The organism is Streptomyces sp. NPDC037242, assembly GCF_055604165.1.
Window position 1 is genome coordinate 57,565 of record NZ_JBVJUY010000014.1, and the last position, 22,864, is coordinate 80,428.

Here is a 22,864-nt window from a genome sequence, read left to right on the forward strand (position 1 = left end):
CATGTGTGGCATCGCAGGTACCTACCGATGGCCGGACGGGAAGGTCGTCACCGACCGGCTCACCGACACCCTCGCCCATCGCGGTCCGGACGGGGCGGGCCGGTACGGCCATCCCGTCGGTGACGGTGAAGTGCAGCTCGGGCACCGCCGGCTGGCCATCATCGACCTGTCCGAGACCGGCGCCCAGCCGATGGTCTCGGACGGCCTCGTCCTGACGTACAACGGCGAGCTGTACAACGCTCCCGAGCTGCGCGCCGAGCTGGCCGCCTCCGGGGTGCGCTTCCGCGGCACCTCCGACACGGAGGTGCTGCTGGAGGCCTGGCGGCGCTGGGGCACGGACTGCCTGCCCCGGCTGCGCGGCATGTTCGCGTTCGGGATCTTCGACGAGCGGACCGGTGAGCTGGTGCTCGCCCGCGACCAGCTCGGCATCAAGCCGCTGTTCCTGCTGCGGCGCGGCGAAGGCCTGGTGTTCGCCTCCGAGCTCAAGGCGCTCGCCGCCGCCACCGGCGGGTCGCTGGAGGTGGACCACGCGGCGCTGGTGGCCTCGCTGCTGTACTACTGGGTGCCGGACTCGCGGTGCGCGTTCCGCGAGGCCGAGAAGCTGCCGCCGGGGAGCTGGCTGCGGTGCCGCCCCGACGGCCGGGTGGAGCGCGGCCGGTTCTGGAACCTCCGGGACGTCGCCGCCGAGGGCCGGGACCGGGCCCGCAGCGGCGAGCGGCCGGACCTGGCCGCCATCGTCGAGGAGTCGACCCGCCGGCACCTGCTCTCGGACGTACCCGTGGCGACCTTCCTCTCGGGCGGGCTCGACTCCAGCTACCTGACCGCGCTGGCGGCCCGCGACCATCCCGGGATCTCCGCCTACACGATCGGGTTCCGCGCCGAGGACGCCAAGTTCGAGGCGATGCCGGACGACCTGCGCTATGCCCGGCAGGTGGCCGAGCGGTTCGGCGTCGACCTGCACGAGATCGAGATCGCTCCGAACGTGCTCGACCTGTTGCCGCAGATGACCTACCACCTGGACGAGCCGATCGGCGACCCCGCCGCGATCAACACGTTCCTGATCTGCTCGGCCGCCCGGGAGGCCGGGGTCAAGGTGATGCTCTCGGGGATGGGCGCCGACGAGCTGTTCGCCGGGTACCGCAAGCACCTGGCCAACCTGCTCGCGCTGCGCTACCAGCGCGTCCCGCGGCCCCTGCGGCGCGGCCTGTCCAGGGCCGTGGACCGGCTGCCGGTCGCCACGGCCCGCCGGGGGTACCGTTCGGTACGGTTCGCGAAGCGGTTCCTGTCCTTCGCCGACCTGCCGGAGGAGACCGCGTTCCGGCGCAGCTACACCATGTACGACCAGGACGAGCTGCTCGCCCTGGTCGATCCGGACCTGGCCGGGACGGTCGAGGACGTACTGACCGAGCACGCGGACATCTACCAGGACAACGACCTCGACGACTTCGTCAACCGCATGTGCCTGGGCGACGCCCGGATGTTCCTGCCGGGCCTGAACCTCGCGTACACCGACCGCTCCAGCATGGCCGCGTCGACCGAGGTGCGGGTGCCGTACGTGGACGTCGAGGTGGTCAAGGCGGCGTTCGCCGTGCCCGGCGATCGCAAGATCGTCGGACGGCAGGGCAAGGCGGTCCTCAAGGAGGCGGCCACCTCGATCCTGCCCCGGGAGATCGTCTACCGGCCGAAGGGCCTGTTCAGCGCCCCGCTGCGCGCCTGGATGAGCCGGGACCTGGCTCCGCTGGTGCGCGAGGTGGTGCACGACGGCGTACTCGTCCGGTCCGGGCTCCTGCGCCGCGACGCGCTGGCGCGCATGGTCGCCGAGGACGCCGCCGGACAGCGGGACTTCTCCAAGCATCTGTGGCATGTGCTGACCCTCGAGTACTGGTATCGCAACGCGACCTCCGGGTCCGGCCAGAGCACTCGGTTAACGGCTTAGGAAATTCGGAGGAGTTCGGGTGAAGCAGGTTGTGCAGAACTACAAGAGCGGCGAGCTGGCGGTGCTCGACGTGCCGGTGCCGGGGTGCAAGCCGGGCGGGGTGCTGGTCCGCACCGCCTACTCGCTGATATCCACCGGGACCGAGCTCATGAAGGTGTCCGAGGCCGGCATGTCGATGCTCGGCAAGGCCCGCTCCCGGCCGGACCAGGTGGCCAAGGTCATGCAGAGCGTGGCCACCAACGGGGTGCCCGCCACCTACCGCAAGGTCATGGGCAAGCTGGACTCCTACACGCCGCTGGGCTACTCGCTGTGCGGGGTGGTCGAGCAGGTCGGCGCCGGGGTGGACGACGTGGCGGTCGGCGACCTGGTGGCCTGCGCCGGCAACGAGCACGCCCTGCACGCGGAGCTCAACTGGGTGCCGAAGAACCTCTACGCCCGGCTGCCGGACGGCCTCGCGCCGCGGCACGCGGCCTTCGGCACCGTGGGGTCGATCGCGTTGCAGGGGGTGCGCCGCGGCGAACCCCAGCTCGGCGAGGTGGCGCTGGTCATCGGCCTCGGGCTGATCGGTCAGCTGGTGGTGCAGCTCCTGGCCGCCTCGGGGGTCCGCGTCGTCGGGGCCGACCCCGACCCGGCGCGCTGCGAGCTCGCCGCGGGCCTGGGCGCCGTGGCCTGCGGCGATCCCGCGTCCGCGGCCGTGGAATCCGCCGTCGCCGAGCTCACCGGCGGTCACGGCGTGGACCAGGTGTACCTGGCGGCCGGCGGCGGCAGCAACCAGCCCGTCGAGCTGGCCGCCCGGCTGAGCCGGGACCGCGGCCGGGTCGTCGACATCGGCAAGTGCCGTCTGGACCTGCCGTGGAACGCGTACTACGAGAAGGAGCTCGACGTCCGGTTCTCCCGCAGTTACGGGCCCGGGCGCTACGACCCGGAGTACGAGCTGGAGGGCCGGGACTACCCGATCGGCTACGTGCGGTGGACCGAGCGCCGCAACCTGGCGTGCTTCCTCGACCTCCTCGCCCGCGGCAGCGTCGACGTGGAGCCCCTGATCTCCCACATCGCCGACTTCGACGACGCCGTCAAGACGTACCAGCGGCTGAAGGAGGGCGAGCTGAAGGCCGTGGCCGTGCTGTTCCAGTACCCCGAACACGCGGGGGAAGGGGAGGCGCAGGCCCCGTCGGTCACGGTGCCCGCGGTGCGGCGCGGCGGCGGGGCGCCCGCCCCGGCCCGCTCCGGGAAGGCGCCGGTGCGCCTCGCGTTCGTCGGCGCGGGGAACTACGCGACGTCGATGCTGCTGCCGCACCTCGCGGAGCGCGACGGCGTCACGTTGTCGACGGTCGTCACCACGACGGCCCTGTCCGCGGCCAACGCGCAGCGGAAGTTCGGCTTCGCCGAGGCGACCACCGATCTCGACGCCGTGCTCGGCGACCCGTCGATCGACGCGGTGTTCGTGGTCACCCGGCACAGCTCGCACGCCGAACTGACCCGCAAGGCGCTGCTCGCAGGCAAGGCCGTGTTCGTAGAGAAGCCGCTGGCCCTCACCGAGGACGAGCTGGCCGGTGTGCTCGCGACGGTGGAGGAATCCGGCAACGACCGGTTGCAGGTGGGCTTCAACCGCCGGTTCGCGCCGCTGCTGCGGGAGGCCGGGGACCGGTTCGGCGCCCGTACGGGTCCGGCGAGCCTGCGCTACCTGGTCAACGCTGGCCGGCTCGGGCACGGCAGCTGGTACCTCCAGCAGGGCACCGAGGGCTCGCGGTTCGCCGGCGAGGGCGGACACTTCATCGATACGGCGAGCTGGCTGCTGGGGGCCGACCCGGTCTCGGTGTACGCCGTCACCACACCCGGCAACGAGGACCTCCAGGTCGTGCTGCGCTACCCGGACGGGTCCACCGCCAACATCAGCTACGTCACCACCGGCGCGTCGGGCTTCCCCAAGGAGACTCTGGACCTCGTGGCGGACGGCAAGGTGCTGCGGTTCGACGACTTCGTCCGTGCATCGGTGTACAGCCGCAAGCGGTGGGTCAGTTCGCGGCTGCCCAAGGCCCGCGACAAGGGCCAGTCGGCCGAACTGGCCGCGTTCATCAGGGCCGTGCGGACCGGCGGGCCGATGCCGGTGCCGCTGGAGTCGCTGGTCGCCACCACGTCGGCCACCCTCGCCGTGCAGGCCAGCCTGGCCGCCTCGGCACCGGTGGCGTTGGCGGGCGCCCGATGACTGTGATCTCGGGGAGTCCGGGCTGGTACCTGCGTCGGCTGTCGCGGATGGGACCGCGGGAGGTCGGCGGCCGGGTGGGCGACGCGGTGCGCAGGCGGCGGTGGCGGTCGGCGCGGCCGGACTGCCCGAGCGTGACCGGCGCCCGGTTCACCGCCGTACTGCCGGCCGGGACGATCGCCGCGGTGCCGCCGGACGCCGCGAAGCGTCTCGTCGCCGAGGCGGACCGGCTGATGGCCGGGCACACCGAGTTCTTCGGGGTGGAGCGCGACGACCTGGTCGACCCGGACTGGTGGTACGACCCGAAGACCGGGCGCCGGGCCCCGTTCGGCTACGCCTTCGACGTGCCGTACCGGGACGAGGAGGCGGTCGGGGACATCAAGCAGATCTGGGAGCCGTCCCGGCACCAGTACCTCACCGTGCTCTCCGCCGCCTACGCGATCACCGGGGACGAGCGGTACGCCGAGCGGGTCGCGGAGCACCTGCGGTCGTGGTGGGCGGCCAACCCGCCGCTGCGCGGCGTGCACTGGATCAGTGGCATCGAGCTGGGGATCCGGCTGCTGTCCTGGGTGTGGATCCGCCGGCTGCTCGACGGCTGGCCGGGCGCGGCCGGGCTGTTCGAGGGCAACCCGGTGGCGGTGGAGCAGATCTGGCACCACCAGCGCTGGCTGGCCGCCTTCCCCAGCCGGGGGTCTTCGGCGAACAACCACGTCATCGCCGAGTCCGCCGGGCAGTTCGCCGCGGCCTGCGCGTTCGGGTGGTTCCCCTCCTCGGCGCGCTGGCGGGCCGACGCGCTGCGTTCCCTGGAGCGGCATCTGCGGAGCAACACCTTCCACTCCGGCCTCAACCGCGAGTTGGCCACCGAGTACCACGGGCTCGTGCTGGAGCTCGGCCTGGCCGCCGTGGCCGAGGCGGATGCCGCCGACGTGGCGCTCCCCGCGACGGTCCGGCTGGTGCTGCTGCGGATGACCGACGCGCTCGCGGCCGTCGTGGACGGCCGGCTGCGGCCGCCGCGCCAGGGGGACGCGGACGACGGGCACGGTCTGGTCGTGGACGGCGAGGGCACCGACCGCTGGGCCTCGCTGCTGGCCACCGGGGACGCCGTGTTCGGCAGGCTCGCGTGGTGGCCGGCAGTGACCGCTGCCGATGTGCGCACCCCGCTGCTGGCCGCGCTCATCCGGCCCTCCTCACCGGCCGTGTCCCGCCCGGCGAGCCGGCCCGCCCATTTCGCCGATGCGGGCATGACCATCCTGCGCGGTCCGGAGGAGATCTGGTGCCGCTGCGACGGGGGCCCGCACGGGTTCCTGTCGATCGCCGCGCATGCGCATGCGGACGCGCTGTCCGTGGAGGTCCGGCACGACGGGGTCGACGTACTCGCCGACCCGGGGACGTTCTGCTACCACGGGCAGCCCGAGTGGCGGCAGTACTTCCGGTCGACCCTCGGCCACAACACGCTGCAATTGGGCGGCGCCGACCAGTCCGTCTCCGGCGGCCCGTTCCTGTGGACCCGGCAGGCCCGCAGCCGCGTCCTGGTCGCGGACACCTCCGGCGCCGCCTCCGGGGGCACGGTCCGCTGGTGCGCCGAGCACGACGGCTACGAGCGCTCCGTGCACCGGCGCCGGGTGGAGCTCACGGCCGCGAGCCGGGAACTGCGGGTGGTCGACGAGGTACGGGGCGAGGGCGGGGCCGTGCGCCTGGCGTTCCACCTCGGCCCGGCGATCACCGCTGACCTGGTGGGCAACCGGGCGGTGCTCACCTGGACCCGGGACGGGGAGGACCGTTCCGCGGTGCTCGACCTGCCCGGACAGCTGTCCTGGCGGGCGCATCGCGGCGAGAGCGCCCCGCCGCTGGGCTGGTTCTCCGCGGGCTTCGGGCGCAAGGAACCCGCGACGGCGCTGGTCGGCACGGGCGTCGCCGACGGCGCCGCGCCGTCCGGGGAGTTCGTGACCGTACTCAGGTTCCGCGGCTAGGGAGGAGGCGTGGTGATCAAGTGGCGGCACTGGGCGTTGCCGGCGGCACCGCTGGCGCTGGCCCTGCTGACGGCGACCGGCTGTACGGGCGATCCGGACGGCCGGGCGGAGCCGTCCGGGACCTCGTCCGCGTCCGGGGCGCCCTCCGCGTCCGGGACGTCCTCGACGTCCGTGGCCCAGGTGTGCGCCAAGCCTGCGGCCGGGCCGGCGCAGGCGCCGGCGGGCGCGGTGACGGTCGACCCGGCGGTGGCGGGTGACCTGGCCGCGAAGACCAAGAGCAGTCCGCCGAACACCACGTTCTGGCTCGCACCGGGCGAGCACGGGCTCGATCCTGACCGCTACGCCCAGGTGATCCCCAAGGAGGGGAACACCTACCTCGGCGCGCCGGGCGCCGTGCTCGACGGCCGGAGCACCAACCAGTACGCGTTCGGTGGCGGAGCCCCCGGCGTCACCATCCGCTACCTGACCGTGCGGGGGTTCGTCGCGCCGCAGAACGAGGGCGTGGTCAACCACGATTCGGCCGACGGGTGGGTGATCGAGCACGCGACGATCCAGAACAACTCCGGCGCCGGGCTGATGGCCGGGGCCCGCCAGCGGGTCACCGCCAGCTGTCTGCGCGGCAACGGCCAGTACGGACTGAACGCGTACAAGTCCGGCGGCCCCGTCACCGGCCTGGTGGTCGAGGGCAACGAGATCACGGCCAACAACACCGACGACTGGGAGCGCAAGCAGCCTGGCTGCGGCTGCACCGGGGGCGTCAAGTTCTGGGCCGTCAACGGCGCCGACATACGCGGCAACTGGGTGCACGACAACCGCGGACCCGGGTTGTGGGCGGACACCAACAACAACGACTTCCGCATCGAGGACAACGTGCTGGAAGCCAACGACGGCGCCGCGCTCATCTACGAGACCAGCTACAACGCGGCCATCCGGAAGAACACGATCCGGGGGAACAACGTGGTCGAGGGCCGCAAGAAGGCCGACCGCGGCGACACCTTCCCCTTCGCCACCGTCTACTTGTCCGAGTCCGGGGGCGAGCCGCGGATCCCGGCGCGTACGGACAAGATCGAGGTCGACCAGAACCTGCTGGAGAACAACTGGTCCGGGATCACCCTGTGGGAGAACGCCGACCGGTTCTGCAACAGCCCGGCCAACACCTCGTCCGGCGACTGCACGTTGCTGGTGAAGGGCACCGACCGCTGCGCACGGCCGGCGATCGCCACCGCACCGCTCTACGCCGACTGCCGGTGGAAGACCCAGCGGGTGGACATCCACCACAACCGCTTCGTGCTGGACACGTCCGTCGTCGGGTGCATGGTCGAGTGCGGCCGGATGGCGGTGCTGGCCAACTACGGCACGTACCCGGACTGGTCGCCGTACAAGGGCGAACCGGTGGCCGAGGCGATCACCCACGAGCAGCAGAACCGCTGGCACGAGAACGTCTACCTCGGGCCGTGGAGCTTCATCGCCCACGATCCGAGCCGGGAGCTGGACTTCGGGCAGTGGCAGGGTGCGCCGTACCAGCAGGACGCGGGCAGCACCTTCCAACCACAGGCCGGTGGTTGAGATGGACCGGGACGTCGAACCGCGCCCCGACGCCACCCCGAGGGCCGTCGGGGTCGTCTGGGGGCTGCTGATCCTCAACACGCTCGGCTCCGCCGGGGCGAAGACCATCGTCCCGCTGCCCCGCTCCCTCATCCAGATGATCACCATGGGCTCGCTGGTGGCCGCGTTCGCGCTGGCGCTCGCCCTCAATCTGCGGCTGCGCGTCCGGGCCAGCGCGTACCTGTTCCTGCTCACGCTGCTGCTGGTGCCGAGCGTGCTCTCCAGCGCGAACCTGGAGTCCGGGTTCGGCGCGCTGTTCCGCTGCACCAGGCTGGGGCTCTTCGTCGGCACGCTGTGGCTGCTCAGCCGCTGGTGGGACGGCAGCCCGAACTTCGTCCGGCACCACATCCGGCTGTACTTCGCGGTGCTCGCGTCGGTGGCCGCCGGCCTGCTCATCTCCCCGGGCGCGGCCATGCCCGAGCTCTACGGCGGGCGGCTGGTCGGCGCGCTGTGGCCGCTCACCCCGCCGCAGATCGGCCAGTACGCCGCGGTGATCATCGGGCTCACCGTGCTGCTGCTCCTGGGCCGCCGGGCCGACAGGGGCAGCGCGGCGCTGGTCATCGTGCCGGCGCTCGTCCTGCTCGCGCTGACCCATACCCGCACGGCCACGCTCGGCCTGCTCGTCGGGCTGACGTTGGCGATCGGCTCGCTCGTCCTGACCAGCGCCGCCGCCCGCCGGTTCTTCGCCTGGGCGGTGCTGTGCGCCACGGTGGCCGCGGTGGCGTTCAACTCCGCGCTGCAGGCGTGGTTCCTGCGCGGACAGAGCAAGGAGAACTTCTCCAACCTCACCGGCCGGGCCAAGGTGTGGGACGCCCTGCTGGCCGCCCCCCGGACCGTCTCGGAGCAGTTGTTCGGCTCGGGTCTGGGCGACAAGTCCTTCGGCGGGCTGCCGATCGACAACAGTTGGCTGGCCGTCTACCACGAGCAGGGTCTGACCGGCACCGCCATCGTGGCGGCGGTCATCATCGTGCTGGGCGGTGTCGCGCTGCTGCGCCCGCCCTCGCTCCAGCGGGCCTGCGCGCTCTTCCTGATCAGCTACTGCGCCATCGCGTCGTACACCGAGGCCGGGCTGGGCGACGCCTCGCCCTACCTGCTGCATCTGGCCGTGGCCGCCTCGCTGCTGGCGGCGCCCGCCGCTGCCGCTCCCCCGTCGACGCCCGGACTCCCCCGGCGACGCGTACCGCAATGGGCCCGGAAATCGGAGGTGAACTGAGCATGCACGTCCTCGTGGTGCACAACCGCTACGCCTCGGCGCAGCCGAGCGGGGAGAACAAGGTCGTCGACCAGGAGGTGGCGCTGCTGCGCGGGGCCGGCCACCGGGTCGAGGTGTTCGAGCGGCGCAGCGACGACATCGCCGCCCGGTCCCTGGTCTCCAAGGCGGCGCTGCCGCTGCTGGTGCCGTGGAACCCGGCGGTACGCAAGGAGCTCGCCGCCCGGCTCCGCAGCGAGCGGCCGGACGTGGTGCACGTCCACAACGTCTTCCCGCTGTTGTCGCCCGCGGTGCTGGCCGCCTGCGCCGATGCCGGCGTGCCCGCCGTCGCCACGCTGCACAACTACACCCAGGTCTGCCCGCCCGGCACGCTGCAGCGCGACGGCCGGCCGTGCGCCGAGTGCGTCGGGGCCTCGGCGCTGCCCGCCGTCCGGCACGGCTGCTACCGCAGCTCCCGGCTGGCGACCGTGCCGCTCGCGGTCAGCCTGTCGGTCAACCGGCGCCGGTGGTGGTCCGGCGTGGAGCGGTTCCTCTGCATCTCCGCGGCGCAGCGCGACGTCCTGGAACGGGCCGGCATGCCACCCGAGCGGCTGGCGGTGAAGCACAACTTCGTGCCGGAGCCGGACGTCCGCCGATCGGGCGCCGGGGAGCACCTGCTCTACCTGGGCCGGCTCGCGGAGGCCAAGGGCGTGCGGCTGCTCATGTCCGCGTGGGACGAGCTCGCCGCGGACGGCGGTGCGGGCGTGCCGCTCGTGATCGCCGGCACCGGGCCGCTGGAGCGCGAGGTGACCGCCTGGGCGGCAGGCCGTGACGACGTACGGTACGTCGGCCTGTACGACCCGGCCCAGTGCCGGCAGGCCATCGCGCGGTCGGTCGCCGTGGTGGCTCCGTCCACGTGGCTGGAGGCGTTCGGCCTGGTGGTCGTGGAGGCGATGGCGGCGGGGGTCCCGACCGTCGCCGCCGGTCACGGCGCGTTCGTCGAACTCGTCGAGGAGGGGGTGACCGGGCTGCTCCACCAGCCGGGTGAGCCCGCCTCGCTCGCGGCCTGCTTGCGCCGCATCGCGGCCGAGCCGGCCCGCAACCGGGAGATGGGACGGGCGGCCCGGCGCCGTTACGAGGAGGGGTTCAGCCCGGCGGTCGGGCTGGAGCGCCTGGTGGAGGAGTACCGCACCGCGATCGCGGGCCGGTACGGCGGCGGGGACGGTGCGCCGCCGGTAGGAGACGGAACACGCTGGCTCGCGACGGGGCACCCGCGCGAGCAGGGATGGGGGCAGTAGATGACACGATGCCGACTCTGCGGCTCGGCGGCGCTGGCGAGCGTCGTCGACCTGGGGGCGACCCCGCCGTGCGAGAGCTTTCTCGCCGCGGACCAACTGGACCGGCCGGAGCCGGCGTACCCGCTGCACCTGCGGGTCTGCACCGACTGCTGGCTCGCGCAGATCCCTCCGCTGATCACGCCGGAGGAGACCTTCACTCAGTACGCGTACTTCTCCTCCTACTCGACCTCCTGGGTGGAGCACGCGCGCACGTTCGTCGCGGACGCCGTGGAGCGGGTGGGCCTCGGCGACGACGCCTTCGTGGTGGAGGTCGCGAGCAACGACGGGTACCTGCTCAAGCACGTGGTGGAGCGCGGGATCCGCTGCCTCGGCGTCGAGCCCTCGGTGAACGTCGGCGCGGCGGCGCGGGAGGCGGGCGTGCCGACGCTCACGGCGTTCCTGGAGCCGGCCACGGGCGCCGCCGTCCGCGGCGAGCACGGTCCGGCCGATCTGGTCGTGGCCAACAACGTGTACGCGCACATCCCCGACGTGGTCGGGTTCACCCAGGGGCTGCGCGCCCTGGTCGCCGACGACGGCTGGGTCTCCATCGAGGTGCAGCACCTGCTGACCCTGATCGAGGAGAACCAGTACGACACGATCTACCACGAGCACTTCCAGTACTACACGGTCGCGTCCGCGGCCCGGGCGCTGGCCAGCGGCGGACTCACCCTCGTGGACGTTGAGTTGCTGCCCACCCACGGTGGCTCCATCCGACTGTGGGCCCGTCCGGCCGAGGTGGCCGGCGAGCCGAGCCGGCAGGTGGCCGACGTCCTGGACCGCGAGAAGGCCGCCGGGCTCCAGGAGCTGTCCGGGTACACCGAGTTCTCCGCCCGGGTGGCCAAGGTGCGCCGGGACCTCCTGCGGTTCCTCATCGAGGCGGCCGAGCGCGGCGAGACGGTCGTCGGCTACGGCGCTCCGGGCAAGGGCAACACCCTGCTCAACCACTGCGGCATCCGGCCCGACCTGCTCGCGTACACGGTGGACCGCAACCCCTACAAGCACGGCAGGTTCACGCCCGGGACCCGCATCCCGATCCTGCCGCCCGAGCAGATAGCGGCCGACAAGCCGGACTACGTGCTCGTCCTCCCGTGGAACCTGCGGGAGGAGCTGGTCGAGCAGCTGTCCTTCGTGCACGACTGGGGCGGCCGGCTGGTCTTCCCCATCCCGGAACTGAGCATTGTCGAGGTGAAGTCATGAAGGTCGTACTGTTCTGCGGCGGTTACGGGCTGCGCATGCGCAGCGGAGCCTCCGACGACTTACCGAAGCCGATGGCGATGGTCGGTCCGCGGCCGCTGATCTGGCACGTCATGCGCTACTACGCGTACTTCGGGCACAAGGAGTTCATCCTGTGCCTCGGGTACGGGGCCCACCACATCAAGAACTTCTTCCTCAACTACGAGGAGACGACGTCCAACGACTTCGTGCTGCGGGGCGGGCAGGCCGAGTTGCTGTCCACCGACATAGCCGACTGGACGATCACCTTCGCGCAGACCGGCATCGAGTCGCCGATCGGTGAGCGGCTGCGCCGGGTGCGGCACCACCTCGACGGCGACGAGATGTTCCTCGCCAACTACGCCGACGTGCTCACCGACGCCCCGCTGCCGGAGATGATCGACCGGTTCTCCCAGCGCGACGCCGGGGCGTCGATGATGGTGGTGCCTCCGCAGTCCTCGTTCCACTGCGTGGACCTGGGCGAGGACGGCCTGGTGGGGGGCATCACCCCGGTGAGCGAACTGCCGCTGTGGGAGAACGGCGGCTACTTCGTGCTCCGCCAGGAGGTCTTCGACCACATACCGGAGAACGGCGACCTGGTAGCCGACGGATGTGCCCAACTGGCCAAGCGCGGCAGGCTGGTGGCGCACCAGCACCGCGGCTTCTGGAAGCCGACCGACACCGTGAAGGAGCGGGCCTCGCTCGACGCCGCCTACGCCGTGGGCGACCGCCCGTGGGCCGTGTGGGAGAGAGACGGCGCGGTTGCGGGCACGGCCGGCGGCGGGCACGGCGCCGGGGCGAGGCCCTCGTGATACGGCTCGGGGCCGGGCCCCTGGACCGGATCGTCGCGGTGGGCGCGCACTGCGACGACATCGCCATCGGTGCCGGCGGCACGCTGCTGGCGCTGTGCCTCGCGCGGCCGGGTGTCCGTATCGACGTACTGGTGCTCTCCGGCGGCGGCAGCGAGCGGGAGGCGGAGGAGCGGGCCGCGCTCGCCGCCTTCTGCCCGGGCGCCGATCTGCGGCTGACCGTGCTCAAGCTGCCGGACGGCCGGATGCCCGCGCACTGGGACGAGGCCAAGGGCGCGGTCGAGGAGCTGCGCGTACGGACCGATCCGGATCTGGTGCTGGCACCGCGCACCGACGACGCGCACCAGGATCACCGCTGCCTGGCGAAGCTGGTGACCACCGCGTTCCGCGACCACCTCGTGCTCGGCTACGAGATCGTCAAGTGGGACGGGGATCTCGGCCGTCCAACGGCGTACCAGCCGCTGTCGCCGGAGATCGCCGAGCGGAAGGTGGCGCTGCTGCAGGAGCACTACCCCTCGCAGCGGCACCGCCCCTGGTACGACCGGGAGGCCTTCCTCGGTCTCGCACGGATTCGCGGCATCGAATGCAACGCGCGCTACGCCGAGGCGTTCGCCGTCACCAAACTCGCTCTCGACCTGGGGGAATGAACCTTGCGCGTACTACTGACCGGGCATCAGGGCTACTTGGGCACCGTGATGGCCCCCGTCCTGGCGGCGGCCGGGCACGAGGTCATCGGTCTTGACTCCGGCCTGTTCGCCGACTGCGTCCTGGGCCCGGTGCCCGCCGACCCGCCGGGGCGGCGGGTGGACCTGCGCGACGTCACGGCCGACGACGTGGCCGGGGTGGACGCCGTGATCCACCTGGCCGCGCTGTCCAACGACCCGCTGGGAGCGCTGGCGCCGGACCTCACCTACGACATCAACCACCACGCGTCCGTGCGGCTGGCCGAGCTGGCCCGCGAGGCCGGAGTGCGGCGCTTCCTGTACGCGTCGACCTGCTCGGTGTACGGCGCCGCCGGCGGAGGCGACCTGGTGGCCGAGGACGCCCCGCTGCGCCCGGTGACTCCGTACGCGGAGTCCAAGGTGCGGGTGGAGGACGACCTGCACGCGCTGGCCGACGGCGACTTCAGCCCGGTGTACATGCGCAACGCCACCGCCTTCGGCTACTCGCCCCGGCTGCGCGCCGACATCGTGCTGAACAACCTGGTGGGCCACGCGCTGCTGTCCGGAGAGGTGCTGGTGCTCTCCGACGGCACCCCCTGGCGGCCGCTGGTGCACGCCGCCGACATCGCACGGGCCTTCGCGGCCGCGCTGAGCGCGCCGCGGGAAGCGGTGCACGACCGGGCGTTCAACATCGGCAGCGAGACCAACAACGTCACGGTCGCCGAGATCGCCGAGCAGGTCGCCGAGGCGGTGTCCGGCGCGAAGGTGCGGATCACCGGGGAGAACGGGGCCGATCCGCGGTCGTACCGGGTGGACTTCTCCCGGTTCCGCGCCGCGGTGCCCGGCTTCGACTGCGAGTGGACGGTGAAGCAGGGCGCGCTCGAACTCGCCGAGGCCTACCGGAAACACGGGCTGACCCGGGAGGACTTCGAGCGGCGCTTCACCCGGCTGGCCGTGCTGCGCGCGGCGTCCGAGGCCGGCGCGGTCGACGACACCCTGCGGTGGCGCCGATGACCCTGGCCGGCGAGGAGATGCACGCCCTGGTGGAGCGGTTGTACCCGCTGTGCCGGAGCATCACCGGCGATGGTGTGCGCGCGACCCTGGAGATCGTCGGCGAGTACGTCCCGTTGCAGGTGCACGAGGTACCGACCGGGACCCAGGTGCTCGACTGGACGGTGCCGCAGGAGTGGAACATCCGGGACGCGTACGTCGCCGACACCGCGGGCAACCGGGTCGTCGACTTCGCCGCGTCCAGCCTGCACGTGCTCGGCTACAGCGTGCCGGTGTCGGCGACCATGCCGCTGGCCGAACTGCGCGAACACCTGCACACCCTGCCGGACCACCCGGCGTGGGTCCCGTACCGCACCAGCTACTACAAGCCGACCTGGGGGTTCTGCCTGGCTCAGGAGACCTTGGACGCGCTGCCGGACGGCGACTACGAGGTGCGCATCGACTCCACGCTCGCGGACGGCCACCTCACCTACGCCGAGCACGTGGTGCCCGGGCAGGTCCCCGACGAGGTGATCGTCTCCTGCCACGTCTGCCACCCGTCGCTGGCCAACGACAACCTGGCCGGCATCGCGGTGGCGGTGTTCCTGGCCCGGGCGCTGGCGGAGACGACGCCGTACTACACCTACCGGTTCCTGTTCGCACCCGGCACCATCGGGGCGATCACCTGGCTGGCCCGCAACGCGGAGCGGGTGGAGCGGGTCAAGCACGGGCTGGTGCTGGCCTGCGCCGGCGACCGGGGCCAACTGACCTACAAACAGAGCAGGCGCGGTGACGCGGAGATCGACCGGGTGCTGCGGCACGTCCTCACCGCCTCCGAACGCCCGCATCGCGTCACGGAGTTCACTCCGTACGGCTATGACGAGCGGCAGTTCTGCTCGCCGGGGTTCGATCTCGGCGTGGGCTCGCTCAGCCGGACCCCGTACGCCGGCTACCCCGAATACCACACCTCCGCGGACAACCCGGATTTCGTCTCCCCGGAGGCGATGGCGGACACGCTCGCCGTCTGCCGCGAGGCGTTCGCCGTCCTGGACCGCAACCGGCGCTACGTCAACCTCAGCCCGTACGGCGAACCGCAACTGGGGCGGCGCGGGTTGTACGACTCGCTCGGCGGCCGCAGCGACGCGAAGCAGGCCGAGATGGCCATGCTCTGGGTGCTCAGCCTCTCCGACGGCGAGCACGGTCTGCTGGACGTCGCCGAGCGGTCCGGGCTGCCGTTCGACACCGTCGCCGCCGCGGCTGACGCCCTGCACGGCGCCGGGCTGATCAAGGCATGACACCCATGACCACCGACGGGGAGAACGCGACGACACCGGCGCAGCGGCGGACCGCCACGCGGGCCATGGCCGGGCGGCTGTCCTGGGGGCTGGCCGACCAGGCGGCCTCCAGCATGACCAACTTCGCGGTGGGGATCTACGTGGCCCGCTCGCTGGGGCTGGCCGCGTTCGGTGTGTTCAGCCTGGCCTGGGTGACCTACGGCGTGGTGCTCAACGTCTCCCGCGGGCTGGCCACCGATCCCCTGGTGGTCCGCTTCAGCGGCGCGCCGGAGGCGTCCTGGCGCGGGGCGGTGGCCCGGTCGTCGGGCGCCGCCCTCGGCGTCGGCGGCGCCATCGGCGCGGCGTGCCTGGCGGTCGGCCTCGCGCTCGGCGGCCCCGTGGGGCCCGCGTTCGCCTGCCTCGGCGCCGTGCTGCCGGGGCTGCTGCTCCAGGACGCCTGGCGGTTCTCGTTCTTCGCCGCGGGCGCCGGGCGCAAGGCGTTCGTCAACGACCTCCTGATGGGCGTCGCGCTCGTCCCGGCCATGGTGGTGGCGGCCCGCGTGGGCAGCGTGGCCGCCTTCGTGCTCGCCTGGGGCGCGTCCGCCGCGGTGGCCGCGGGGTACGGCTGCTTCCAGTGCGGCATCCTGCCCCGGCTGGCCGGAGCGCGCGAGTGGCTTCGCGAGCACCGCGACCTGGGCTCCCGGTACCTGGTCGAGAACGTCAGCCTCAGCGGCGCGGCCCAACTGCGGGCGTACGGGCTCGGCGCGATCGTCGGGGTCGGCTCGGTGGGCGCGGTCCGGGGCGCCGAGCTCCTGCTCGGCCCGTTCCTCGCCGTGCTGATGGGGCTGTCCCTGGTCACCGTCGCGGAGGCGGCGCGGGTGCTGCGGCGGGCCCCGCACCGGCTGGGCAGGTTCTGCCTCCTGTTGGGCGGTGGGCAGGCCACCGCCGCGCTGCTCTGGGGCGCGGCACTGCTGCTGGTGCCGGACCGGGGCGGCGAGCTCGTACTCGGCGACGTCTGGAGCTCCGCGTCGGAGCTCATCGTGCCGGCCACGCTCGGCGTCGTGGGCGCGAGCCTCGGCACGGGCGCGGCGGCCGGGCTGCGGGCGCTCGCCGCGGCCCGGCGCAGCCTGCGCTGCCAGTTGATCGCCTCCACCTTCTACGTCAGCGGCGGCCTCGGCGGGGCGGCCGTGGCCGGCACGGTCGGCTCGGCCTGGGGCGTCGCGGCCGCGACGTTGAGCGGCTCGGCCGTGTGGTGGCTACAGCTGCGGTCCGCCCTGCGCGAGCACCATCCCAACCCGATCCCCGAAGTGAGGACGCAATGACCGCCCGACCCAGGCTGAGCATCGGCCTGCCCGTGTACAACGGCGAGGAGTACCTGGCCGAGTCGCTCGACGCCCTGCTCGGCCAGACCTACGAGGACTTCGAACTGGTCATCTCCGACAACGCCTCGACCGACGGGACCCAAGGCATCTGCCGCAAGTACGCCGCGCAGGACTCGCGCATCCGGTACCTGCGGCTGCCCCGGAACATCGGCGCCGCACCGAACCACAACCACGTGTTCACCGAGTGCCGCGGCGAGCTGTTCAAGTGGGCCTCGCACGACGACCTGTACGCCCGGGACCTGCTGAAGCGCTGCGTGGAGGCGCTCGACGAGCGGCCGGAGATCGTCCTGGCGCACTCCGGGCAGGCCGTGATCGACGGCGACGGCCGGGTGAAGGTCCCGTACGAGTACGGGATCGCCACCGACTCGCCGCACGCGCCGGAGCGCTTCCGCAGCTTCCTGTTCGCGCCCGGCGGCGACGACTTCTACGGGGTGATGCGGGCCGACGTACTGCGCCGGGTGAAGCCGCACGACAGCTACCACCACGCGGACCGTACGTTCGTCGCCGAGATCGTCCTGCACGGGCCCTTCCACCAGGTGCCGGAGCTGCTGTACTTCCGCCGCGACCACCCCACCCGCGCCGAGCGGGCGAACCCCGGCAAGCGCTCCCGGTGCGTCAATCTGGACCCGCGCCGGGCAGGCGCGCTGCACCCGACGCCCCGGCTGCTGGCCGAGTACGTCTGGGGCTTCGTCGCGGCGATCCGGCGGGCGCCGCTGTCCGCGGCGGACCGGCGCGCCTGCTACGGCCACCTGGCCGCCTGGATGACCAGCCGGGTCCGGCCGGGCGCCGGCGAGCGGGTCGAGGACCGGGCCCCGGTCGACCCGGCCCTGCTGACCGTCTCCGTCGACGCCGTCGTCGCGGGCCGCGAAGGGAGGCGGACGTGACTCCCCCGCGCGTCGGGGTGTTCGGCCTGCTCGGCTCGGGCAACCTCGGCAACGACGGGTCGCTGGAGGCCGTGCTCGGGTACCTCCGCGCCGAACACCCGCAGGCCGTCGTGGACGCGCTGTGCGGCGGGCCCGAGATCGTCGCGAGCCGGTACGGGATCTCCGCGACGCGGCTGCACTGGTTCCGCGGGGAGTACCGGACCGCGTCGCGGGCGGGCGCCGTCGCCGGGAAGGGCGTGGGCAAACTCGTCGACGTCTTCCGCACCGCCGCCTGGGTGCGCCGGCACGACGTGGTGATCGTGCCGGGCATGGGCGTGCTGGAGGCCACGCTGCCCCTGCGGCCGTGGGGCTTCCCGTACTCGCTGTTCCTGCTGTGCGCGAGCGGCCGGCTGCTCGGCACCCGGGTCGCGCTGGTCGGCGTCGGCGCCGCCGAGATCGGCAACCGGCCCACGCGCACCCTGGTGCGGTGGTCGGCGCGGCTCGCCGCCTACCGGTCGTACCGGGACGCCCCGTCCCGTGACGCGATGCGGGCGATGGGCGTGGACACCGCGCGCGACGAGGTGTACCCGGACCTCGCCTTCGCCCTGCCGACACCGGGGGCGGGCGCGCACCCGGGAGCGCCGGGCCCCGTCTGCGTCGGCGTCATGGACTTCCACGGCGGCGACGACGACCGCGCCCGGGCCGGGGAGATCCACCGGCGCTACCTGGACGGGACGATCCGCTTCGTGCGCGCACTGGTCGAGGACGGCAGGCCTGTCCGGCTGGTCACCGGCGACGAGTGCGACGCGCCGGTGGTCGACGCGATCATCGACGCGGTGGACTCGCCGCTGGTCACCTCCGCCGAGACGGCCTCGCTGGCCGACCTGATGAAGGAGATGGCGGCCGCCGACTCCGTGGTGGCGACCCGGTACCACAACCTGGTCTGCGCGCTGAAGGTCGGCACGCCGACGCTCGCACTCAGCTACGCGGCGAAGAGTGACGCGCTGATGGCTCAGATGGGCCTGGCCGCATACTGCCACCCCGCCCGGGAGGTCGACGCCGACCGGCTGCTCGAACAGTTCCGGGCACTGGAGGGGCGGGCGGCGGAGCTGCGCAGCACCCTCACCGAGCGCAACCAGGACGCCGCGCGGCGCCTGGAGCACCAGTTCACCGCCCTGACCACGGCCTTGTTCACGGCAACCGACCACACCCACACCGCGCGGAAGGCTCCATGACCGCAATGAAAGCGACCGAAGTCCCGGCGATCTCCGGTGCGTACCTGTTCGAACCGACGCCGTACGCCGACGAACGCGGCTTCTTCTGCCGCACCTTCGACGCCGACGTGGTCCGCTCGGTGGGCATCGACCCGGACGCCTTCGTCCAGGACAGTCTGTCCCGCTCGGTCCGGGGCGTGCTGCGCGGGCTGCACCTGCGCTCCGGTGCGGGCGAGGCCAAGCTGGTGCGGTGTTCGTACGGGATGGTCTTCGACGTCGTCGTTGACCTGCGGACGGACTCGCCGACCTACCGCAACGTGGCCACCTTCGAGCTGTCCGGCGAGACGCAGACGACCCTGTACATCCCGGCGGGGTGCGCGCACGGCTTCCAGGCGCTGACCGAGACCGCCGACACCTCGTACCGGATCGACCGCCCGCACGATCCGGCCGAGGACGTGACGATCGCCTTCGACGACCCGGAGCTCGCCATCCCCTGGCCGCTGCCGGCCACGTCGATGTCCCAGCGGGACCGTGAGGCACCGGGCCTCGCCGAGGTCCTCAAGCACAAGGAGAGTTGAGGCAGTCGTGGCCACCGAACACACCGAAGAGCTCGACCTGCCGCGGTCGAGGCAGGCGAACGAGCGGCTGCACGAGTTGATCCCCGGGGGCGCGCACACCTACGCCAAGGGCGACGACCAGTTCCCCGCGGACCTGGCCCCGGTCGTCAGCCACGGCCGCGGCGCCCACGTGTGGGACGTAGACGGCAACCGCTACGTCGAATACGGCTCCGGCCTGCGGTCGGTGAGCCTCGGCCACGCCCACCCGCGGGTGGTCGAGGCGGTACGGCGGGAACTCGACCGCGGCAGCAACTTCGTCCGTCCGTCCATCGTGGAGGTGGAGGCGGCGGAGCGGTTCCTGGCCACGGTGCCGACCGCCGAGATGGTGAAGTTCGCGAAGAACGGCTCCGACGTCACCACCGCCGCGGTACGCCTCGCCCGCGCCGTCACCGGGCGCCCGCGGGTGGCCATCTGCGGCGACCACCCGTTCTTCTCCGTCGACGACTGGTTCATCGGCACCACGCCGATGTCCGCCGGGATTCCGGCGGCGACCACCGAACTCACCGTGGCGTTCCCCTACGGGGACCTGGCCGCCACGGAGGAACTGCTCACCCGGTACGCGGGCGAGGTCGCCTGCCTGATCCTCGAACCCGCCGGCCACACCGAGCCACCGCCCGGGTATCTCGCGGGCCTGCGCGAACTGGCCGACCGGCACGGCTGCGTACTGGTCTTCGATGAGATGATCACCGGCCTGCGCTGGTCCGAGGCGGGCGCCCAGGGCCTGTACGGCGTCGTCCCCGACCTCTCCACCTTCGGCAAGGCGCTGGGCAACGGGTTCGCCGTCTCCGCGCTGGCCGGGCGCCGCGAGCTGATGGAACGGGGCGGGTTGCGCCACCCCGGCGACCGGGTGTTCCTGCTGTCCACCACGCACGGCGCGGAGACGCACTCCCTGGCCGCCGCGATGGCCGTGCAGAGCACCTATGCCGAGGAGGGCATCACCGCGCAACTGCACGCCCTCGGCGAGCGGTTGGCCGCCGGTGTCCGCGAGGCCGCGGCCGGCATGGGCGTCGGCGACCACCTCGTCGTACGGGGCCGGGCCAGCAACCTGGTCTTCGCCACCCTCGACGGGAACGGGCGGCCGTCGCAGGAGTACCGCACGCTGTTCCTGCGCCGGCTCCTCATGGGCGGGGTGCTGGCCCCGTCGTTCGTGGTGAGCAGCGCGCTCGGCGACGCCGACATCGAGCACACGGTCGAGGTGGTGGCCCAGGCGTGCGCGGTGTACCGCAAGGCGCTGGACGCCGGTGACCCCACCCCCTGGCTGGCCGGGCGGGCGGTGAAGCCCGTCTTCCGGCGCCTGGCATGACGTAGCGTCAGTGGCACTACCGGCGACCGGCGTCGGCCACCCGATCGACCAGCCACGCGGTCGTCGGCGCCACCGCCAGCGCGGTGCACCAGCCGCCGAGGACGTCGGTCGGGTAGTGCGCGCCCAGGGCGACCTGAGCCCAGCCCATGGCCGCGCCCGCGACCAGGGCCGAGGCCAGGACGAACAGCGCGCCGGCCGTCCTGCCGAGGCCGAGACGGCCGGTCGCGAGCAGCGCCGCCAGGAGGGCGAGCGCGGTGAGGAAGGCGGTGTGCCCGCTCGGGTAGGACAGGTAGCCGCCGTTGATGGTGCGTCCCACCACGTGCTTGAGCAGCGTCGCCGTCACCACGGCCGCGCCGGCGCCGCCGACCACGACCGCCGCCGCGCGAAGCCGCCGGAGCAGCAGACAGCCCGCCACGATGGCGGCGACCAGCGCCGCCGCTCCCAGGGGCTCCCCCAAGTAGTCCACGGCCAGGGCGACTTGCCGCCACGGCGACGGCCGCACAGCGTCCACCGCCGCCCCGATCCGCGCGTCCACCGCGCCGGGCTCGCCGGCGTCGGCGTACCGCACCCCGAGCGCGACGACCATCAGCGCGGCGAGCGCCGCGACCAGCCCGAGCCACATCCCGTCCGCCGCGCGCAGCGCCGGGCGCCGCGGTGTCAGGTCGCCCAACGCGAGTCCCCCGTCGTATCCGACATCCTCCGGCGACCATAACAGCGGGCCGTGCCCCCACGTCGGCCGTCGGCACTGACGGGGCCCCGGGGTGTTCGAGGAGTCAGGACGTCGGCACCGGAACCTCCGGCGCCAGGGAGTTGCCCGCGGGGATCCGGCCGCAGTCGGACGGGGCGTTCCTCCCCGCGAAGCGGTCGCTCAGCCAGTTCATCGCGACGGGCGCCCAGATGACGGGCACGCCGACGTGGCTGAGCAGGTCGAACTGCTGGTACTTGATCGCGCCGTTGCCGGTTCCGCAGTACTGCCGGGCGAGCGTCCGCACGTCTCCGGCGACCATGACCCCGTCACCGGTGCCGATGCCCGGGCGGTTGCTGAAGGTGCCTTCCAGGACTCCCCCGTTGCCCTGCGCGATGAACCCGGGGATGGTCGGGGTGGGCGCGGAGCCGAGGTTGATCCTGTTCACCACCTGGACGAAGGCGGGCACCGAATTCGGGTCGGAGTACTGCGACTTCGCCATCTTCTTCCAGGTCAGCCCGGGGTAGTGGCCCAGCGCGTCGACGATCGACCCGCGCTCCAGCTTCCGGTACACCTCCAGGCCGTAGCTGTTGAGGTAGGGCTTGAGGTCGATGTCGTACGACCGGGAGACGCCGATGATCGCCATGGGGATGACACCCGACCACACGAGGGAGCCGTCCACGTACTTGAGGTTGTGCGCCGGGTCCACGAGCAGACCGCCCTCGGCGAATCCCACCAGCTTGCTGTTGACCTCGGGCGCGTAGGACGGGGCGAGCGCGGCCGCCCAGTTGGTCGCGATGGCGCCGCCGGAGTACCCCATCAGGCCGAACCTGGTGTCCGCGTTCATACCGGTCTCCGCGGCCCGGGTCGCGGCGCGGATCGAGTCCAGCGTGTTGGTCGCGTACTCGGGGCCCGCCGCGAAATTGGCGGTCTGGCCCTCGGTGTCCGGGATGACGAGGTTGTAGCCCTGGAGCAGCAGCGGCGCCATGAAGACGGCCTCCACGTTCGCGATGGCGCCGCCCAGGCTGAGGTTGCCGGCGATGGCCCGGGAGGGGCCGTCCTCGGGGTCCAGCGAGTCGTAGAACGACTGGTAGGACACCGCCTTGCTGCTGTCGCCCGTCAGGCTGCGCACCACCGTGGTCACGTTGGCGGACGGGCGACCCTGGGCGTCGGTGGTGCGGTAGAGCAGTTGGATCGCCTTGACCGGGGTGGGAAGGCCCACGAGGTGGTACTGGAGCGTCCGCGTCTTCAGCACGGTGCCCGGCGCGAACGAGGACAGGGGTTCGCTGCCGGTGTAGGCGTAGAAGGGGTCGCTCGCGGTAGCACTCGCCGGCGCGGGCGCGGCGGCCTCGGCGGCCGTCGCCGCCGGAGCGGCGGCCAGGGCCATCGCGGTGACAAGGGCGGTGGCCAGTAGGCGGACGGCGTTCTTGGGCATGACTCCCCCGAATCGTGGAATGGGATCGCTGGATCTGTCGCAGCTGGATCTGTCGGAGCTGGCAGGTGTCAGCGGTCGGCGCTGATGAACGGATCAACGGGCGCAGGCGGCGCGGGCAACACCGGCAGGACGGCGGCGTCATCAGACGGGTGCGCGGCGGCCTGCGGCGCGGGCACGG

The 22,864-nt window shown here is 72.7% G+C and carries 18 protein-coding genes; 16 read left to right on the plus strand and 2 right to left on the minus strand.

The genetic code is table 11. From position 1 onward, the window contains the following. Position 1: 1 nt before the first annotated feature. Genes asnB through ACZ7GJ_RS18565 form a run of 16 tightly spaced genes read left to right on the plus strand, consistent with a single transcriptional unit; the run spans position 2 to position 20,566 of the window. A complete protein-coding gene (gene asnB, locus ACZ7GJ_RS18490; protein WP_470752923.1) occupies positions 2 to 1,936 on the plus strand; it encodes an asparagine synthase (glutamine-hydrolyzing) in 1,935 nt (644 codons plus the stop codon). Between the two features lie 19 nt (positions 1,937 to 1,955). Then, the gene (locus ACZ7GJ_RS18495) at positions 1,956 to 4,142 is read left to right on the plus strand and encodes a bi-domain-containing oxidoreductase (RefSeq protein WP_470752927.1); all 2,187 of its coding nucleotides are present in this window, start codon (positions 1,956 to 1,958) and stop codon (positions 4,140 to 4,142) included. After that, entirely contained in the window at positions 4,139 to 6,109 is a 1,971-nt protein-coding gene (locus tag ACZ7GJ_RS18500) for a heparinase II/III family protein (RefSeq protein ID WP_470752930.1), read from the plus strand. The genes ACZ7GJ_RS18495 and ACZ7GJ_RS18500 overlap by 4 nt, the downstream gene beginning before the upstream one ends. 9 nt (positions 6,110 to 6,118) lie before the next feature. Beyond that, positions 6,119 to 7,675, plus strand: coding sequence for a right-handed parallel beta-helix repeat-containing protein (locus ACZ7GJ_RS18505; RefSeq protein ID WP_470752933.1), 1,557 nt, complete (start codon positions 6,119 to 6,121; stop codon positions 7,673 to 7,675). Between the two features lies 1 nt (position 7,676). Further along, on the plus strand, positions 7,677 to 8,927 hold the full coding sequence (locus tag ACZ7GJ_RS18510) for an O-antigen ligase domain-containing protein (RefSeq protein ID WP_470753117.1): 1,251 nt from the start codon (positions 7,677 to 7,679) through the stop codon (positions 8,925 to 8,927). Positions 8,928 to 8,929: 2 nt separating this feature from the next. Next, a complete protein-coding gene (locus tag ACZ7GJ_RS18515; protein WP_470752935.1) occupies positions 8,930 to 10,201 on the plus strand; it encodes a glycosyltransferase in 1,272 nt (423 codons plus the stop codon). Then, positions 10,202 to 11,437: a class I SAM-dependent methyltransferase gene (locus ACZ7GJ_RS18520; protein WP_470752936.1), complete on the plus strand. Its 1,236-nt coding sequence runs from the start codon at positions 10,202 to 10,204 to the stop codon at positions 11,435 to 11,437. Then, the gene (locus ACZ7GJ_RS18525; protein WP_470752939.1) at positions 11,434 to 12,264 is read left to right on the plus strand and encodes a glycosyltransferase family protein; all 831 of its coding nucleotides are present in this window, start codon (positions 11,434 to 11,436) and stop codon (positions 12,262 to 12,264) included. The genes ACZ7GJ_RS18520 and ACZ7GJ_RS18525 overlap by 4 nt, the downstream gene beginning before the upstream one ends. After that, positions 12,261 to 12,908, plus strand: coding sequence for a PIG-L deacetylase family protein (locus ACZ7GJ_RS18530; RefSeq protein WP_470752942.1), 648 nt, complete (start codon positions 12,261 to 12,263; stop codon positions 12,906 to 12,908). Before ACZ7GJ_RS18525 ends, ACZ7GJ_RS18530 begins: the two co-directional genes overlap by 4 nt. Positions 12,909 to 12,911: 3 nt before the next feature. Beyond that, positions 12,912 to 13,937, plus strand: a complete 1,026-nt coding sequence (locus ACZ7GJ_RS18535) for an NAD-dependent epimerase/dehydratase family protein (protein WP_470752945.1) — start codon at positions 12,912 to 12,914, stop codon at positions 13,935 to 13,937. Beyond that, entirely contained in the window at positions 13,934 to 15,208 is a 1,275-nt protein-coding gene (locus ACZ7GJ_RS18540; RefSeq protein WP_470752947.1) for a DUF4910 domain-containing protein, read from the plus strand. The genes ACZ7GJ_RS18535 and ACZ7GJ_RS18540 overlap by 4 nt, the downstream gene beginning before the upstream one ends. Before the next feature lie 5 nt (positions 15,209 to 15,213). Beyond that, the gene (locus tag ACZ7GJ_RS18545; RefSeq protein ID WP_470753118.1) at positions 15,214 to 16,509 is read left to right on the plus strand and encodes a hypothetical protein; all 1,296 of its coding nucleotides are present in this window, start codon (positions 15,214 to 15,216) and stop codon (positions 16,507 to 16,509) included. Beyond that, positions 16,506 to 17,453, plus strand: coding sequence for a glycosyltransferase family 2 protein (locus tag ACZ7GJ_RS18550; protein ID WP_470752948.1), 948 nt, complete (start codon positions 16,506 to 16,508; stop codon positions 17,451 to 17,453). The genes ACZ7GJ_RS18545 and ACZ7GJ_RS18550 overlap by 4 nt, the downstream gene beginning before the upstream one ends. Continuing rightward, positions 17,450 to 18,667 carry a polysaccharide pyruvyl transferase family protein gene (locus tag ACZ7GJ_RS18555; RefSeq protein ID WP_470752950.1) on the plus strand — a complete coding sequence of 406 codons (1,218 nt, stop codon included), beginning with the start codon at positions 17,450 to 17,452 and terminating at the stop codon, positions 18,665 to 18,667. The genes ACZ7GJ_RS18550 and ACZ7GJ_RS18555 overlap by 4 nt, the downstream gene beginning before the upstream one ends. A gap of 5 nt (positions 18,668 to 18,672) precedes the next feature. Further along, on the plus strand, positions 18,673 to 19,224 hold the full coding sequence (gene rfbC, locus ACZ7GJ_RS18560) for a dTDP-4-dehydrorhamnose 3,5-epimerase (RefSeq protein ID WP_470753120.1): 552 nt from the start codon (positions 18,673 to 18,675) through the stop codon (positions 19,222 to 19,224). Between the two features lie 7 nt (positions 19,225 to 19,231). After that, the gene (locus ACZ7GJ_RS18565) at positions 19,232 to 20,566 is read left to right on the plus strand and encodes a glutamate-1-semialdehyde 2,1-aminomutase (RefSeq protein WP_470752952.1); all 1,335 of its coding nucleotides are present in this window, start codon (positions 19,232 to 19,234) and stop codon (positions 20,564 to 20,566) included. Between the two features lie 16 nt (positions 20,567 to 20,582). On the opposite strand, the gene ACZ7GJ_RS18570 is transcribed toward ACZ7GJ_RS18565, so the two are convergent. Next, positions 20,583 to 21,188 (minus strand): phosphatase PAP2 family protein, encoded by a 606-nt coding sequence (locus ACZ7GJ_RS18570; protein WP_470753121.1) that lies wholly within the window; start codon positions 21,186 to 21,188, stop codon positions 20,583 to 20,585. 151 nt (positions 21,189 to 21,339) lie between these two features. Further along, positions 21,340 to 22,686, minus strand: coding sequence for a lipase family protein (locus ACZ7GJ_RS18575; protein WP_470752954.1), 1,347 nt, complete (start codon positions 22,684 to 22,686; stop codon positions 21,340 to 21,342). Positions 22,687 to 22,864 lie beyond the last annotated feature (178 nt).

Coding starts and splice junctions, on each gene's coding strand:
- ACZ7GJ_RS18515 (WP_470752935.1), top strand. CDS start 8,930: ATGCACGTCCTCGTGGTGCACAACCGCTACGCCTCGGCGCAGCCGAGC.
- ACZ7GJ_RS18520 (WP_470752936.1), top strand. CDS start 10,202: ATGACACGATGCCGACTCTGCGGCTCGGCGGCGCTGGCGAGCGTCGTC.
- ACZ7GJ_RS18570 (WP_470753121.1), bottom strand. CDS start 21,188: ATGTGGCTCGGGCTGGTCGCGGCGCTCGCCGCGCTGATGGTCGTCGCG.
- asnB (WP_470752923.1), top strand. CDS start 2: ATGTGTGGCATCGCAGGTACCTACCGATGGCCGGACGGGAAGGTCGTC.
- ACZ7GJ_RS18540 (WP_470752947.1), top strand. CDS start 13,934: ATGACCCTGGCCGGCGAGGAGATGCACGCCCTGGTGGAGCGGTTGTAC.
- ACZ7GJ_RS18575 (WP_470752954.1), bottom strand. CDS start 22,686: ATGCCCAAGAACGCCGTCCGCCTACTGGCCACCGCCCTTGTCACCGCG.
- ACZ7GJ_RS18545 (WP_470753118.1), top strand. CDS start 15,214: ATGACCACCGACGGGGAGAACGCGACGACACCGGCGCAGCGGCGGACC.
- ACZ7GJ_RS18525 (WP_470752939.1), top strand. CDS start 11,434: ATGAAGGTCGTACTGTTCTGCGGCGGTTACGGGCTGCGCATGCGCAGC.
- ACZ7GJ_RS18550 (WP_470752948.1), top strand. CDS start 16,506: ATGACCGCCCGACCCAGGCTGAGCATCGGCCTGCCCGTGTACAACGGC.
- ACZ7GJ_RS18510 (WP_470753117.1), top strand. CDS start 7,677: ATGGACCGGGACGTCGAACCGCGCCCCGACGCCACCCCGAGGGCCGTC.
- ACZ7GJ_RS18500 (WP_470752930.1), top strand. CDS start 4,139: ATGACTGTGATCTCGGGGAGTCCGGGCTGGTACCTGCGTCGGCTGTCG.
- rfbC (WP_470753120.1), top strand. CDS start 18,673: ATGAAAGCGACCGAAGTCCCGGCGATCTCCGGTGCGTACCTGTTCGAA.